This window comes from Pseudonocardia sp., from assembly GCF_050246655.1.
Classification (GTDB): Bacteria; Actinomycetota; Actinomycetes; order Mycobacteriales; family Pseudonocardiaceae; genus Pseudonocardia.
On sequence record NZ_JBFWVQ010000019.1, the window covers coordinates 62,839 to 77,450 of the forward strand.

Annotated in this window: 12 protein-coding genes; 1 reads left to right on the forward strand and 11 read right to left on the reverse strand. The window is 72.3% G+C overall.

Going from position 1 to position 14,612, the window contains the following annotated elements; translation table 11 throughout:
* Nucleotides 1–3: 3 nt before the first annotated feature.
* Together AB7J25_RS09495 and AB7J25_RS09500 are read right to left on the reverse strand one after the other, a co-directional pair.
* Nucleotides 4–669 carry a GntR family transcriptional regulator gene (locus AB7J25_RS09495; protein ID WP_428507231.1) on the reverse strand — a complete coding sequence of 222 codons (666 nt, stop codon included), beginning with the start codon at nucleotides 667–669 and terminating at the stop codon, nucleotides 4–6.
* Nucleotides 670–863: 194 nt separating this feature from the next.
* Complete coding sequence (locus tag AB7J25_RS09500; protein WP_428507233.1) at nucleotides 864–2,237, reverse strand: L-serine ammonia-lyase; 1,374 nt, start codon at nucleotides 2,235–2,237, stop codon at nucleotides 864–866.
* Between the two features lie 107 nt (nucleotides 2,238–2,344).
* Here AB7J25_RS09500 and AB7J25_RS09505 point away from each other — a divergent pair, with 107 nt between their 5' ends.
* Nucleotides 2,345–3,013, forward strand: a complete 669-nt coding sequence (locus AB7J25_RS09505; RefSeq protein WP_428507235.1) for a GntR family transcriptional regulator — start codon at nucleotides 2,345–2,347, stop codon at nucleotides 3,011–3,013.
* 42 nt (nucleotides 3,014–3,055) lie between these two features.
* Here AB7J25_RS09505 and AB7J25_RS09510 read toward each other — a convergent pair whose 3' ends face one another.
* The 9 genes from AB7J25_RS09510 to AB7J25_RS09550 form a co-directional block, all read right to left on the reverse strand.
* Nucleotides 3,056–3,655, reverse strand: coding sequence for a sarcosine oxidase subunit gamma (locus AB7J25_RS09510; RefSeq protein ID WP_428507237.1), 600 nt, complete (start codon nucleotides 3,653–3,655; stop codon nucleotides 3,056–3,058).
* Complete coding sequence (locus AB7J25_RS09515) at nucleotides 3,648–6,518, reverse strand: 2Fe-2S iron-sulfur cluster-binding protein (RefSeq protein ID WP_428507239.1); 2,871 nt, start codon at nucleotides 6,516–6,518, stop codon at nucleotides 3,648–3,650. The genes AB7J25_RS09510 and AB7J25_RS09515 overlap by 8 nt, the downstream gene beginning before the upstream one ends.
* Nucleotides 6,515–6,793, reverse strand: a complete 279-nt coding sequence (locus tag AB7J25_RS09520) for a sarcosine oxidase subunit delta (protein ID WP_428507241.1) — start codon at nucleotides 6,791–6,793, stop codon at nucleotides 6,515–6,517. Before AB7J25_RS09520 ends, AB7J25_RS09515 begins: the two co-directional genes overlap by 4 nt.
* A gap of 14 nt (nucleotides 6,794–6,807) precedes the next feature.
* Nucleotides 6,808–8,040 (reverse strand): sarcosine oxidase subunit beta family protein, encoded by a 1,233-nt coding sequence (locus AB7J25_RS09525; RefSeq protein ID WP_428507243.1) that lies wholly within the window; start codon nucleotides 8,038–8,040, stop codon nucleotides 6,808–6,810.
* A complete protein-coding gene (glyA, locus tag AB7J25_RS09530) occupies nucleotides 8,037–9,368 on the reverse strand; it encodes a serine hydroxymethyltransferase (protein ID WP_428507245.1) in 1,332 nt (443 codons plus the stop codon). Before glyA ends, AB7J25_RS09525 begins: the two co-directional genes overlap by 4 nt.
* Before the next feature lie 107 nt (nucleotides 9,369–9,475).
* Nucleotides 9,476–10,294: an IclR family transcriptional regulator gene (locus AB7J25_RS09535; RefSeq protein ID WP_428507247.1), complete on the reverse strand. Its 819-nt coding sequence runs from the start codon at nucleotides 10,292–10,294 to the stop codon at nucleotides 9,476–9,478.
* Nucleotides 10,295–10,298: 4 nt separating this feature from the next.
* Nucleotides 10,299–11,606 (reverse strand): aromatic ring-hydroxylating oxygenase subunit alpha, encoded by a 1,308-nt coding sequence (locus AB7J25_RS09540; protein ID WP_428507249.1) that lies wholly within the window; start codon nucleotides 11,604–11,606, stop codon nucleotides 10,299–10,301.
* A gap of 407 nt (nucleotides 11,607–12,013) precedes the next feature.
* Nucleotides 12,014–13,090: an alcohol dehydrogenase family protein gene (locus AB7J25_RS09545; protein ID WP_428507251.1), complete on the reverse strand. Its 1,077-nt coding sequence runs from the start codon at nucleotides 13,088–13,090 to the stop codon at nucleotides 12,014–12,016.
* A 64-nt stretch (nucleotides 13,091–13,154) separates the two neighbouring features.
* A complete protein-coding gene (locus AB7J25_RS09550) occupies nucleotides 13,155–14,366 on the reverse strand; it encodes a M24 family metallopeptidase (protein WP_428507253.1) in 1,212 nt (403 codons plus the stop codon).
* Between the last annotated feature and the right edge of the window lie 246 nt (nucleotides 14,367–14,612).

The window sequence follows — 14,612 nt, forward strand, 5'->3', positions numbered from 1 at the left end:
CGCTCAGCGGGTGGCGTGGATCGTCGACCGCATCTCCTCGGAGAACCCCCGGAGGTGCTGTTCGGCGGCCATCCGCGCGGTGAGCGCGTCCCCGCGCACGATCGCCTCGACGACCTCCCGCTGGCTCCGGATGTGCTCGTCGCTCGCCTGCTGCTCGCGCAGGCAGAAGTTCCAGATGCGCATGGCCAGGTTGACGTACTGGTTGAGGGTGGACTCGAGGAACTCGTTGCGTGCGGCGGCGTAGATCGCCCGGTGGACGCGGGTGTCGAGCTCGGTGTGGTCGGCGCGCTCATGGCTGCCGTGCTCGAGGTCGTCGAGCAACGTCAGGAGCACCGCGCGGTCGTCCTCCGTCGCCCGCTCCGCGGCCAGCGCCGCCGCCAGACCTTCGAGCTCCACCCGGATCTCGGTGAGCCGCGCCTCGTCGGCGATGTTGATCCGGGAGACGAAGGTCCCTCGCCGGGGGTACGCGACCGCGAGCTTCTCCAGGGTCAGCCGCTTCAGCGCGTCGCGGATCGGTGTGAGCCCCAGCCCCAGCGAGGCGCTGAGCGCCTTCTCGTCGAGCGGGGCGCCGGGTTGCAGCCGCACGGCCACGATCGCGTCGCGGATCTGGCGGTACGCCTGGTCCACCAACCGCTCCCGCCCGGGGACCGCATCGGTGGCGCTGCTCATCGTTCCTCCCGGGCTCAGACCGACGACCTCAGTGTATGGGGGCGGTGCGGGGTCCGGGGCGCCTCGTAGGCGTCGGGCACTCCTCGCAGGCGCTGCGGCCCCAGCGAGGCGGAGGCGGGCCCTGTGAGGTGGCGCGGGCCCCGGCGGGGGGCAACGGATCGCGGGACGCGCCGCCGTGGGATCGGTCGGCCGCCTCAGCACTCGACGATGTTGAGGGCGAGCCCGCCCCGTGCGGTCTCCTTGTACTTGTCCTTCATGTCGGCACCGGTCTCCCGCATGGTCTTGATCGCCTTGTCCAGGGAGACGTGGTGGTGACCGTCGCCGCGCACCGCCATCCGCGCCGCGGTGATCGCCTTCACCGACCCGACCGCGTTGCGCTCGATGCACGGGATCTGCACCAGCCCGCCGACCGGGTCGCACGTCAGGCCGAGGTTGTGCTCGATGCCGATCTCGGCGGCGTTCTCGACCTGCTCCGGTGTGCCCCCGAGGACCTCGGCGAGGCCTGCGGCCGCCATGGAGCAGGCCGAGCCGACCTCGCCCTGACAGCCGACCTCGGCCCCCGAGATCGAGGCGTTCTCCTTGAACAGCTGCCCGATCGCGGTGGCGGTCAGCAGGAACCGGACCACGCCGTCGTCGGAGCAGGACTCGACGAAGTCCCGGTAGTAGTGCAGTACCGCAGGCACGATCCCGGCGGCCCCGTTGGTCGGTGCCGTGACCACCCGGCCCCCCGCGGCGTTCTCCTCGTTCACCGCGAGCGCGTACAGGGCGACCCATTCCATCGCCCGCAGCGGGTCGGTGTCGTCCCGGTCGGCCTCGAGCCGGGCGCGGAGCGCGGCGGCGCGCCTGCGGACCTTGAGGCCACCGGGAAGCACCCCGGGAGTGCGCGTCCCCCGCTCGACGCACTCCTGCATCACCGACCAGATGTGCAGCAGGCCGTCGCGAACCTCCGACTCGCTGCGCCAGGAGAGCTCGTTGGCGAGCACGACGTCGCTGATCCGCAGCCCTGATTCCCGGGTGTGTGCGAGCAGTTCCAGCCCGGTGCGGAACGGATAGCGGACGAGGGTCGCGTCCTCGACGATCACCGGGTTGCCGGCCTCGTCCTCGTCGAGGACGAAACCGCCGCCCACGGAGTAGTACTCGCGCCGGTCCAGCTCGGCCCCGTCGGCGTCCACGGCCCGGAAGAGCATCCCGTTGCTGTGGAAGTCGAGACGCTTGCGACGGTGCAGGACGACGTCCTCGTCGACGGAGAACACGATCGCGTGCTCGCCGGCCAGCAGCAGCTTGCCCGCATGGCGGACGGACTCGACGCGCTGGTCCGCCGTGCTCGGGTCGACGAGCTCGGGCCGCTCGCCCTCCAGGCCCAGGACGACCGCCTTGACGCTGCCGTGCCCGTGGCCGGTCGCGCCGAGCGACCCGAACAGCTCGCAGCGAACCCGGGCGACCCGGGCGAGCAGTCCCTGCCCCTTGAGGCGCAGGACGAAGGAGCAGGCGGCTCGCATCGGGCCGACGGTGTGCGAGCTGGACGGGCCGATGCCGACCTTGAACAGGTCGAAGGCACTGATGCTCATCCGTCCCCCTCGCACCGGGTTCGCTGATATATCAAAAGGACAGCAAGTGTATGTCGGTTACACCATAGTGGCAAGACTTCTGGTCCAGCAGCCACTATGATCGAGTCGTGACTGCTGCTCCCATCGAGCTGGACGCGGCTCCGGCGTCCCTGGCGGACAGGGCCTATCTCGCCATTCGCGACCAGCTGATCATGCTGGACATCCAGCCCGGCGAGCCGATCGACGACGACCAGCTGGCGAAGTCCCTCGGCGTGGGTCGCACCCCGGTCCGCGAGGCGCTGAAGCGTCTCGAGGTCGACCGGCTCGTGGTGTCGTACGCCCGGCGGGGGACCTTCGCGACCGGGATGGACATCGCCGATCTCGCGCACATCTCCGAGATCCGCGTACAGCTCGAACCCCTCGCGGCACGGCGTGCCGCCGAGCGCGCCACCCGCGCGACGCGCACCCATCTCGACGAGCTCGCAGCCCAGGTCGAGGCCCTGGACATCGTCCGGACCGACCGGACGGACGTGATGCGGTGGGACCTCAGCGTGCACCGGGCGATCTACCGGGCCGCGAACAACCCGCACCTCGAGGACGTCCTGATCCGCTACGACAACCTGGCGACCCGCATCCACTGCATGTTCCTGGACCGGCTGTCCACGCTGGACATGCACACCGTCGCGGAACACGTGGCGTTGCTGCGCGCCATCGCCGCCGGGGAGGCCGACCGCGCGGACGAGCTCGCCCGCGAGCACGTCGTCGGCTTCGAGCGGGCGATCCGCGCCGTGATCTGAGCGGTGACCTGACCGGTCGCGGCCCGTGCTCCCGAACAGCCGTCAGGGCCGGCCGGTGAACTCCAGGGCCGCGTCGAGCAGCCAGTCGGCCAGGTAGCCGGCGAACGAGGACCGGACGAGGACGAGGTAGTCGTCGCCGGTGTCGCTCAGGGCCAGCAGCACCACACCCGCCAGGCCGAGCGTGGTCTGCGCGCTCCTCCCCCGGCCGAAGACCCGCGGGTGCAGGTCGATGGCGCACCCCTTGGCGAGGATGTCGCGGACCCGCTCCCCCGTGAGCCGCAGGGCGATCCGCTGGGCGGAGACGTCCGCGGCCGAGCCGCCGAACGGGACGACGGCGGCGCGGACGCGCGCCTCCAGCTCGTGCGGTGCCTCCACCGTGCTGGTGAGCAGCCATTCGTCGGGCCCGAGCCGGACGGCGCGCCCGTCGTCGATCGCCAGCCAGGTGTCGGGCCTCGCCGGGAGATCGACCCCCAGCCGCTCCGACACGGCGTCGACGGTGCCGGCCCCGGCGCCGACCCGGACGTCGACCGTCGCGACGAACGGCTCCACGGTGATGCCGACCGGGTCCGGCAGGCCGGCGAAGGCGGTGCTCCACGCCTCGAGCGGATGGGTGGGCAGCAACCCGGCGGCAGGGTCAGCCATCGCGACGGGCTCCTTCCGGATCGACGAGCACCGACCCGGTGACCTCGACCGGGACGAGCGTGCCGTGGACGGGGACGTGGACCTTCTCGCCGATGCGGGACCGCCCGCCCTTGAGCAGCGCGAGTGCGAACGGGCGCGCGAGTTCGGCGCTGCGGTAGCTGGAGGTGACGTGGCCGAGCATCGGCACCGGCGGCGGGGGCAGCTCGTCGTCCGCGCAGAACTCCACGATCTGCGATCCCTCCGGCAGGACGGTCTGCCGGTCGACGGGCAGCAGCCCGACCAGGTGCTTGCGCAGGGGGTCCTGGTTCGCCACCCGGGCGAAGGAGCGCTTGCCGACGAAGTCGGGCTTCTTCTTCGAGATCACCCACGCCATGCCCAGGTCCTGCGGCGTGACGGTGCCGTCGGTGTCCTGCCCGATGATCGGGTAGCCCTTCTCCGCCCGGAGCACGTGCATGGTCTCGGTGCCGTACGGAGTGATGCCGTGCGGGCGACCGGCCTCGACGAGCCGCTGCCAGACCGCCGGCGCGTACCACGGGCTGACGTAGACCTCGTAGGCGAGCTCCCCGGAGAAGCTGATCCGCGCCAACCGGATCGGGACACCGTCCAGGCTCGTGTCCCGCCAGGTCATGAACGGGAACGCCGCCGTGGAGACGTCGACGTCGGGGAAGACGGCACCGATGACGTCGCGGGAGCGCGGGCCGACGACGGGGACGGTGGCCCACTGCTCGGTGACCGAGGTGAGGTGCACCCGCAGCTGCGACCACTCGGTCTGGAGCCATTCCTCCATCCAGTCGAGGATCCGCGCCGCGCCACCCGTGGTGGTGAGGACGAGGAAGCGGTCCTCGGCGAGGCGCAGCACCGTGCCGTCGTCGATCACCATGCCGTCGACCCCGCACATGACGCCGTACCGGACCGACCCGACCTTCAGGGTGCTCATCATGTTCGTGTAGAGCCGGTCGAGCAGGACGCCCGCGTCCGGCCCCTGGACGTCGATCTTCCCGAGCGTGGAGCCGTCGAGGATGCCGACGCCGGTGCGCACCGCGGCGCACTCGCGCAGGACCGCCGCCTCCATGTCCTCGCCGGGCAGCGGGTAGTAGCGCGGGCGCTTCCACTGGCCGACGTCCTCGAACACGGCCCCGGCCGCGACGTGCCAGCCGTGCAGGGCGGTGACCCGCTCCGGGTCGAACAACCGGCCACGGTCGCGTCCGGCCAGGGCGGCGAAGGCCACCGGGGTGTACGGCGGCCGGAACGTCGTGGTCCCCGTGTCCTGCACTCCGATACCGAGCAGCTCGGCGGTGATCCCCGAGGCGAGAACGCCCGAGGTCTTGCCCTGGTCGTGCGCGGTCCCGATCGTCGTGTAGCGCTTGACGTGCTCGATGGAGCGCAGGCCGGCGTGCACGGCGCGGGCGATGTCGGCGACCGTCGCGTCCCGCTGCAGGTCGACGAACTGGGTGCTCCCGCCCGCACCGGACGTGTCCGGCACGCGCCACAGCACCAGCGGCGCACCCGGCTTCCCGGTCCGCCGGGCGGCCGGCAGCCGGTCGTCGCGCGCCGGCTCGACGCCCAGGGCGGTCAACGCCCGAAGCGCCCCCCGGCGCCCGTCGGCCAGGCATCCGGCCAGGTCGAGGACGCCGGTGGCCGCGCCGGCGACGGAGAGCCCCTCGAGCTCCTCCCCCGGGACGAAGGCGCCGAGGCCCGCGTCGTAGCGCAGCCGGCCACCGACCTGGCTGAACAGGTGTGCTGCGGGGTTCCAGCCCCCGCTGACCAGGAGCAGGTCGCAGGCGATCTCCCTGCTCGCGCCGACCTCCCCGCCGATCGAGGAGGCGACGAGCGCGTGCGTGATCCGCTCGACGCCGCGGGTGCCCGTCACGACCGCTCCCCGGACGACCGGGATCCCGGTCCGCTCGCACCCGTCGAGCAGGTACGCCGGGACCGCCGTCCGGGCGTCGACGACCGCGTGCACCGGCACGCCGGCGCGCTGCAGGTCGAGCGCGGCGTCGTAGGCGCTGTCGTTCGTGGTGAAGACCACCGCCCCACGGCCCGGGAGCACGCCGTAGCGGTTCAGGAAGGTCCGGGCGGCGCCGGCGAGCATGATGCCGGGGCGGTCGTTGTCGGCGAACACGACCGGACGCTCGTGGGCCCCCGTCGCGACGACGACCGCTCGGGCCCGCAACCGCCACACCCGCTGGCGGGAGAGGTGCTGAAGCGCGGTGTTCCCGGCGAGATGGTCGGTGCGCCGTTCCAGCGCGAGGACGAATCCGTCGTCGTAGGCGCCGAAGGCGGTGGTCCGCTGCAGGTGCAGCACGTCCGGGTGGTCGGCGAGCTCGGCGACCGCCGCGGCGACCCAGTCCAGGGCGGGGGCGTCGTCGAGCTCGTCGGTGCCGGACAGCAGCGCGCCACCCGCCTCGGACTGCTCGTCGACGAGGGCGACGCGGGCCCCGGCGCGGGCGGCGGTGAGCGCCGCCGCCAGTCCCGCGGGACCGGCACCCACGACGAGCACGTCGACGTGGTGGTGGACGGCGTCGTAGCGGGCGGAGTCCGCCACGTCCGCGAGCCTGCCCTGTCCCGGCAGGCCGCTGGCGGCCAGTCCGTCGTGGAGCTCGACGGTGGCGGCCACCAGCATCGGCTCCGGGAAGGGCTCCTCGATCTGCACGAGACCGCCCGGGTCCTCGGCCCAGGCGGCGGTGATGCCGCGGGGCCTGCCGAGCTTCACGCTCGTGGCGACCCGGTGGCGCCCCGACGCGAGCAGGGCCGAGGCGAGCGTGTCACCGGGGTGCCCCGTGTAGGCCTGCCCGTCGAACGTGAACCCGAGGGTGGTACCGCGGTCGATGCGGCCGCCCGCGGCGGTGCGGAAGCTGCTCACGGGATCACCGGCCGGGGGTCGTCGAGGCGGTACACGCGCTCGAAGCGGTAGGTCGTGGTGTCGCGGAGGGCGTGGAACCAGCGGCGGCAGCCGAGGCTGTGGTTCCACCGCTCGGCGAAGCGGCCCTTGGTGTTGTCGCGGAAGAAGACGTAGTGCGCCCACTGCTCGTCGGAGAGCGCCGCCGGGTCGTCCGGGTAGGCGACGTGCGCCTGGCCGCCGTAGCGGAACTCGACCTCCTCACGGGGGCCGCACCACGGGCACGCGATGAGTTGCACGGGATCTCCCCTGGTCAGTGGGCCACGCCGGCGGCGCCGTGCTCGTCGACGAGCGCGCCGGTGACGAAACGGTCGAGGGCGAACGGCACCAGGTAGGGGTGCGGCTCCCCGCGGGCGACGGTGTCGGCGAGGCACCAGCCGATGCCGGGGGTGGCCTTGAAGCCACCGGTCCCCCACCCGCAGTTGAGGTAGAGGTTCTCGTACGGCGTGCGCCCGACGACGGGCGACGCGTCGGGGGTGACGTCGACGATGCCGCCCCAGCTGCGGAGCAGGTGGGCGCGGGCGAACACCGGGAACAGCTCGACCGCGGCGGCCATCTGGCGCTCGAGGACGTGGAAGGCGCCGCGCTGCCCGTAGCCGGTGTAGGAGTCGATGCCGGCGCCCATGACCAGCTCGCCCTTGTGGGCCTGCGAGACGTACACGTGCACCGCGTTCGACATGACGATCGTCGGGTGCACGGGCTCCAGCAGCTCGGACACCAGCGCCTGCAGCGGGTGGCTCTGGATCGGCACCCGGAAGCCGAGCATGTCCGTCAGCACCGTCGTGTGCCCCGCGGCGCACAGGACCACCCGTCCCGCCGCGATGTCCCCGCGCGTGGTCCGCACACCGCTGACCCGCTCGCCCTGTGTGGTGAACCCGGTGACCTCGCAGCCCTGGACCAGGTCGACCCCCGCCCCGCTCGCCCGCCGGGCGAAGCCCCAGGCGACGTAGTCGTGCTTGGCGATCCCGGCGCGCGGCTGGTAGGTGGCCCCGAGCACCGGGTAGCGGATGTCGGCCGAGGTGTTGACGATCGGGCAGACCTTGCGGACCTCGTCCGCGTCGAGCCACTCGGCGTCGATCCCGTTGAGCGTGTTGGCCTCGACCCGCCGCACGCCGTCGCGGACGTCCTGCAGGCTGTGCGCGAGGTTCAGGACCCCGCGCTGGCTGAACAGGATCGGGTAGCCGAGGTCGTCCTCCAGGCCCTCCCACAGCCTGAGGGAGTGCTCGTAGAACGTCGCGCTCTCGTCCCAGAGGTAGTTCGAGCGGATGAGCGTGGTGTTGCGGGCCATGTTCCCGCCGGCCAGCCAGCCCTTCTCGAGCACCGCGACGTCGGTGATCCCGTGGTTCTCGGCCAGGTAGTGCGCGGTGGCCAGCCCGTGACCGCCGCCGCCGATGATCACCACGTCGTAGGAGCGCTTCGGCGCCGGGTTGCGCCAGAGGAGGTCGGGGTGCTCCGGCAGGTCCGCGCCTGGCGTGCGCGGGGTCATCGGGCGGCACCCCCCGCGAGGTCCGGGTAGAGCGGGTGCCGACGGGCGAGTCCGGTGACCCGCGCCCGCAGGCGGGTCGCCGCGTCCTCGTCGAGCGCCGGGCGCAACGCCTGTGCGATGACGTCGGCGACCTCGCTGAAGCCGTCGGCGGTGAAGCCGCGGGCGGCCAGCGCGGGGGTGCCGATGCGGACGCCGGAGCTGACCATCGGCGGGCGGGGGTCGAACGGCACCGCGTTGCGGTTGACCGTGATGCCGACGGCGTGCAGCCGGTCCTCCGCCTGCCTGCCGTCGAGCGGCGACTCGCGCAGGTCGACCAGCACCAGGTGGACGTCGGTGCCACCGCTGACCACGCCGACTCCGGCGTCACGGCAGTCCTCGGCCAGCAACCGCTCGGCCAGGATCCGGGCGCCGGCGAGGGTCCGCTCCTGGCGCTCGCGGAAGGCAGGCTCACCCGCCAGCTTGAACGCCACGGCCTTGGCCGCGATGACGTGCTCCAACGGCCCGCCCTGCTGGCCGGGGAACACCGACGAGTTGAACTTCTTGGCGAGCTCGGCGCTCGCGAGGATGACGCCGCCGCGGGGGCCACCGAGCGTCTTGTGCGTGGTGGACGTGACGACGTGGGCGTGCGGCACCGGCGAGGGGTGCAGCCCCGCCGCCACCAGCCCCGCGAAATGCGCCATGTCGACCATGAGATACGCGCCGACCTCGTCGGCGATGCGCCGGAACTCCGCGAAGTCGAGCTGGCGGGGGTAGGCCGACCACCCCGCGATGATGAGACGGGGCCGGCGCTCGTGCGCCAGCTCCTCGACCTCGGCCATGTCGACGCGATGATCGTCGCGGCCGACGTGGTACGCGGCGACGTCGTAGAGCTTGCCGGAGAAGTTGAGCCGCATCCCGTGCGTGAGGTGGCCGCCGTGCGCGAGGTCGAGGCCCAGGATCGTGTCGCCGGGCTCCAGGAGCGCCGCCATCGCCGCCGCGTTGGCCTGCGCGCCCGAGTGCGGCTGCACGTTGGCGTACTCGGCGCCGAACAGGGCCTTCAGCCGGTCGATCGCCAGCTGCTCGACCACGTCCACGTGCTCGCAGCCGCCGTAGTAGCGACGGCCGGGGTACCCCTCGGCGTACTTGTTCGTGAGCACCGACCCCTGTGCCTGCATCACGGCCACCGGCGCGACGTTCTCGCTGGCGATCATCTCCAGCGTCGTCTGCTGGCGGTGGAGCTCGTCGGCGATCGCCGCGGCCACCTCCGGATCCGTCACGGCCAGCGGGGCGTGCAGCGCGGGATCGGGGACCGCCGGTGCGTCCAGGTCGGGATCGGCGAGCGTGGACATACGGATCTCCTCTGCCGGACAGCGACGTGCAGCTTAATATATCAGTTGTATAGAAGATGGCGTGAGCACTGTCAAGGGAACGTCCGCCCTACGAGACGGGCGCCACGTCAGCCGCCTGCCCGGCCGATGACCTCGAGGACCGTCGAGGGTGTGCGTCCCCGCCGGAGCACGGACTCGATCTCACCGGCCGCCCGCATCAGATGCTCCGTCGCCCGCCGCCCGCGCTGCCGGTCCAGCCGCTGGGTGGGTCCGCCGAGGGAGAGCACGCCGAGCAGCTCGTCCCCCGGCCCGTGGATTCTCGTGGAGAGGCCGGACAACCCCTCCTCCTCCTCGTCCCGCGAGACGGCGTACCGCTGCTCCCGGACGAGCCCCAGCTCCGCGCGCAGCTCCTCGGCGGAGGTGATCGTCGAGGGGGTGAACCGCGCGAGGGGCTCGGCGAGAAAACGCCCGAGACGCTCGTCGTCGTACGTGGCGAGGAGCACCTTGCCGCTCGCGCTGGCGTGCAGCGGGAAGCGCTGCCCCACCCAGGACTGCGGGCGCAGCTGAGCGGGCGCGTCCACCTGCGACACCACGTCCAGCCCGCCGTCGGGCGCCACGACGCTGAGCGTCACGGTCTCGCGGACGGTCGCGACCAGGTCGCTGACGATCGGCCGGGACACCTCGCGCAGCAGCAGCTGCTCGTCGGTGTTGCGCGCCAGGCGCACCAGCTCGGGGCCCAGCAGCACGCGGTCGTCCCCGGGTATCCGCAGGAGGAAGCCCTCCTGCTCCAGCGTCTGGATCATCCGCAGCGCCGTGGCACGCGGCAGCCCCGCGGCCCGGGCCAGCGAGGAGACGTTCGCGTTCCGGTCGTCGGCGGTGGCGCGGAGGAGCGTGATCGCCTTCTTCACGGATTGGTTGAGCTTGGCTCGCTCCTCGGCAGCCGCCATGCGGTCACGATACCGAGGGCCGGGGACGGGACAGGTGCGCGCGGACCCGCGAGATGTACCAGGTGACGAAGGCGTCGACGTCGCCCTCCACCTCCGAGTACGGCCCGGGCTGGTAGCCCGGGTCCGCCACGCCCTTCTGGGTACGCGCGACGAAGGCGCTGTCCTGGGAGTTGGTGGCGCTCCAGACGTGCGTGAGCGTCGCCTTGTCGTAGTCGACGCCCTCGACCGCGTCCTCGTGGACCAGCCAGGTCGACCGCACGAACGTCTTGCCGGGCGAGAGCGGCAGCACGGTGAACACCACCGCGTTGTCCGAGAGCAGGTGGAACCACGAGTTCGGCTGCAGGTGCAGGTGGAAGTCGCCGAACCGGTCGTCCACGATGGATCCCAGGCGCTTGCGGCACACCGCCTCGCCACCCGCCGTGTAGGACTTCCCGGCGCCGTCGAGCGGGGAGTGGAACGTCATGAACCCGGTGGGACGCGAGTCGAGCTCCCGGATCCGCTCGACCGGGAAGTCCTGCCGCACGCACGCGGCCTGCAGGTCCGCTGTGGCCTTCTCGAAGCGGTCCCAGACCCGGCGCAACCGGGGCGGTACGTCCTGCGCGGTGTAGCCGTGCAACGGGAAGTAGGCGCTGAGCAGCTCGGGGTGACCGTCGCAGTGGTAGCACTCGCGGTTGTTCTCCATCACGAGCTTCCAGTTGCCGTCCTCGATCATGTCGGTCTGGTGCGCGACCTTCGTCCGCCCCAGCTCGTAGGGCGCCAGGTACGGCTCGATCCGCGCCGCCACCTCGTCGAAGTCGTCCGGGGGCTCCTCGGCGAGGCAGATGAACACGAACCCCGCGAGGGTGCGCACGCGGACCGGCGTGAGCCCGAAACGGCTCCGGTCGAACGTCGGCGGCTGGTTGTCGGCGTGCAGCAGGCGTCCGTCGACGTTGTAGGTCCAGTGGTGGTAGGGGCACACCAGGTTGCCCACGCTGCCGCAGGCGTCGTCGAGGATCCGCGAACCCCGGTGCCGGCAGACGTTGTGGAAGGCGCGCACCTCCTCGTCGTCGTCCCGGACGACGATCACCGAGGTCCGGCCGACCTGCACCGTGACGAAGTCACCCGGTTCGGGCAGCTCCGCCTCGGTGGCCACGAACAGCCAGTGCCGCGTGAAGATGGCGTCCATGTCGAGGTCGAAGACCTCCTGGCTCGTGTAGAAGGGCGCCTCCAGGCTGTGCCCGGGTGTGCGACGGCCGACGAGGGCCGCCAGGTCGCCGTGGAGGTCGTCGCCGAGGTCGCCGTGGCGGGACGACCGCTCGAGCTGGACGGTCATGGTGCGTCTCCTGAGAACGAGCCGGAGAGGTGCGGCTGGAGGCCCGAAGCGAGTCAGTAGTGCCCACTCTTTGGCGGGCTATGACCACTGAGTGAGTGGTACCACGGCGGTCACCGGCGGTCAAGGCGGCCGACGGGGCCGGCCGGCTGAGCCCGGCCCTCCGACGGCGCGCACCCCGCGCCCGTCCCGCCCTCGCAGACCCCCGACACCCCCCGCAGACGCTGCAGCCCCTGCGAAGCGCACCCGATCCCTGCGAAGACGACGGCCAGCCCCTGCGAGGCGCACGGGATCCCTGCGAAGCAGGCGGCCGTTCCGATACGCCGTGCCGTTCAGTGGCAGGTCGACCTGGTACACGTGGATCTCGGCGATGCGCACCGCTGCGCTCCCTTCCCCAGGCCCGGCCTCCGTCAACGATCGACGGGCGGCGGGAGGAGGACGAGCTTCCCGGTGTGCCGCTTGGTCAGGAACTCCTGCTGCGCACGCCCGATCTCGGACAGCGGGTACGTGGCGGAGACGACCGGACGGACCTCGTCGCGCTCGACGTAGCCGACCAGGTTCTCGAACACCTCGTCGGGCTGGAAGGTCGCGCCGGCGATGCCGAGGTCCTTGAGATAGACCGTGCGCAGGTCGACCTCGGCGATCGGGCCGCCGATCGCGCCCGAGATCGCCAGTCGCCCCCCGCGACGCAGGACGTCCAGGAGCTGCGGCCAGCGGGGCCCTCCGACCAGGTCGACGACGACGTCGACCGACTCCCGCCCCAGGGCGGCGACGAGGTCGGCGCCTCGGTCGATCGTCCGGTCCGCACCCTGTCGGCGCACCTCGCCGGCCTTGTCCGGGGAGCACATCGCGACCACCGTGGCACCCCGGCGCCGGGCGAGCTGGACGGCGGCGAGGCCGACGCCTCCGGACGCCCCCGTCACCAGCACCCGCTCCGCTGCGAGGCCCACCCGGTGCAGCATGTTCTCCGCGGTGGAGTAGGCGCACGGAACGGCGGCGAGCTCGACGTCGCTCCAGTCGCAGTCGACCGCGTAGGTCTCCCGGTCCGGAGCCACGGCGTACTGCGCGAAACCGCCGTCGCACTCGCTGCCGAAGGTCCAGCATTCGAACGGGCGGTAGTCGACGTAGCTGCGCAGCATGGTCCGCACGAGGACCCGCTGCCCGACGCGCTCGGCGCTCACGCCGTCACCGACAGCGGTGATCCGGCCGCAGGCATCGGCGCCCTGGATCCGCGGGAACGTCAGTGCGGCGCCGGACCAGCTGCCGTCCTCGTCCACCGCGGCGAAGCCGCTCCGGCCACCGGACGCCGTCTCCGAGGTGATCTTCTTCGAGTACCAGCCGATACGGGTGTTGATATCGGTGTTGTTGATCGCCGCTGCGGCGACCTCGATCAGGACCTCCCCCGGGCGGGGCTGCGGGACGGGCACGTCGGTGCGGTACTCGAGCTTGTCGAGGCCACCGTGGCCGGTCAGGAGGACGGCACTCATGGTCGCAGGGCTCATCGCGTCCCTTTCGTGGTGTCGCGAGCGGGCGGCACGGCATCGGCTGAGCTCATGCGGCCGACAGGTGGTCGTCGTGAGGGGCGTGGCTGAGGATCTCGACGCCCTCGGACGTCACGAGCACCTGCTCCTCCAGCTTCAGGCCCTCGTCCTCGCCCTCCTCCCCGAGGTAGGCCTCCACGCTGAAGACCATCCCCTCCTCGATCTCGCCGGCGTGGTGGTCCTGGAAGGCGATGACCGGGTACTCGTCGCCCAGGCCGCTGCCGTGGGCGATGAAGGGGTAGCGCTCTGCGTGGTAGACAGCGGGGAGCCGGCGGCTCAGCCGTTCCCCGACCTCGTCGAACGCCGCACCGGGCTTCAGCTCGGCGACGATGTCCGCCAGGAAGGCCTGGGCGTCGGCGTAGAGCCTGCGCTGCCGGGGGGACGGCCTGGCGGAGCCGACGAGGTAGGTGCGGGAGAGGTCGGCCAGGTAGCCGGCCGGACCGATGAGGTCGGTGTCGAACGCCACCAGGTCGCCGCGCTCCATCACGCGGTCGCCTGCCTCGCGGAACCAGGGGTTCGTCCGCGGCCCGGACGAGAGCAGCCGACACTCGGCGTACTCGGCGCCGAGGGCGAACGCGCGGCCGAGAAGCAGCGCCCAGGCCGCGTTCTCGGTCATGCCGGGCCGCAGCGCGTGGTACAGGGCCGTCACGGCGGCGTCGGCGACCGCGAGCGACCGGCGGATCAGGGCGATCTCCTCCGGCCCCTTCACGGCACGCGCCCGCTCGACGGCCAGCTGCGCCGGGACGAGGTGCAGCCCGGCCGCCTGGAGGGCGAGGAATCCGTACGCGTCGAGCCGGTCGACCCCGATGCGCTCGCCCCCGATCCCCCGGTCGCGGAGCACGCGGGACACGTCCGCCGCGAAGAGCGCGGCGCGGATATCGGCCTGCTCGCCGGAGCCGAAGACCGACCAGCCCGTCGCCGTCCGGACCTCGAGAGCGGGGTACGGGGAACGGAGCTCGGGGGGCGCCGAGGCGTACTCCCACAGCACCGGCTCGCCCTCGGCCGGCACCAGGAGGTAGCGGTCGATCGAGTGCAGCGTCCAGACCGGCATGATCGAGGTCCCGGAGGCGTACCGGACGTTCACGGGATCGACGAGGAGCGCGGCCGCGACGTCGTGGTCACGGAGGGAGGCCCGCAGCCGGGCGAGCGCGTACGCCACGGCTCCCCCGGCGAGCGTGGGATCCACCTCGGGCCAGGTGCTGCGCGCCTCGGTCGAGGCCACCGGGGGCGGCCCCGTCGGCCTGGGCCTGCCCGACTCGCGCGACCACCGCGTCGTCGTCCCGCCCACGCGTCCCCCAGCCGTCCGACCTTGCCACCAGAGAGTCCGGACCTTACGCTCGCCTTCACCAGATGGACATACCTGCCCACTGAGTGGTTACATACGAAGGCCCTGCGCAGCAGATCGGCGGATGCGGGCCGGAACGTCGAAAGGCACTGCGATGACGGTCCTCCACAGCCCGATCGGGCC

What these genes read in the sequence shown, in the direction of transcription:
- AB7J25_RS09540 (WP_428507249.1), bottom strand. Translation starts at nt 11,606, where the DNA reads ATGACCGTCCAGCTCGAGCGGTCGTCCCGCCACGGCGACCTCGGCGAC.
- glyA (WP_428507245.1), bottom strand. Translation starts at nt 9,368, where the DNA reads ATGTCCACGCTCGCCGATCCCGACCTGGACGCACCGGCGGTCCCCGAT.
- AB7J25_RS09510 (WP_428507237.1), bottom strand. Translation starts at nt 3,655, where the DNA reads ATGGCTGACCCTGCCGCCGGGTTGCTGCCCACCCATCCGCTCGAGGCG.
- AB7J25_RS09545 (WP_428507251.1), bottom strand. Translation starts at nt 13,090, where the DNA reads ATGAGTGCCGTCCTCCTGACCGGCCACGGTGGCCTCGACAAGCTCGAG.
- AB7J25_RS09525 (WP_428507243.1), bottom strand. Translation starts at nt 8,040, where the DNA reads ATGACCCCGCGCACGCCAGGCGCGGACCTGCCGGAGCACCCCGACCTC.
- AB7J25_RS09535 (WP_428507247.1), bottom strand. Translation starts at nt 10,294, where the DNA reads ATGGCGGCTGCCGAGGAGCGAGCCAAGCTCAACCAATCCGTGAAGAAG.
- AB7J25_RS09500 (WP_428507233.1), bottom strand. Translation starts at nt 2,237, where the DNA reads ATGAGCATCAGTGCCTTCGACCTGTTCAAGGTCGGCATCGGCCCGTCC.
- AB7J25_RS09495 (WP_428507231.1), bottom strand. Translation starts at nt 669, where the DNA reads ATGAGCAGCGCCACCGATGCGGTCCCCGGGCGGGAGCGGTTGGTGGAC.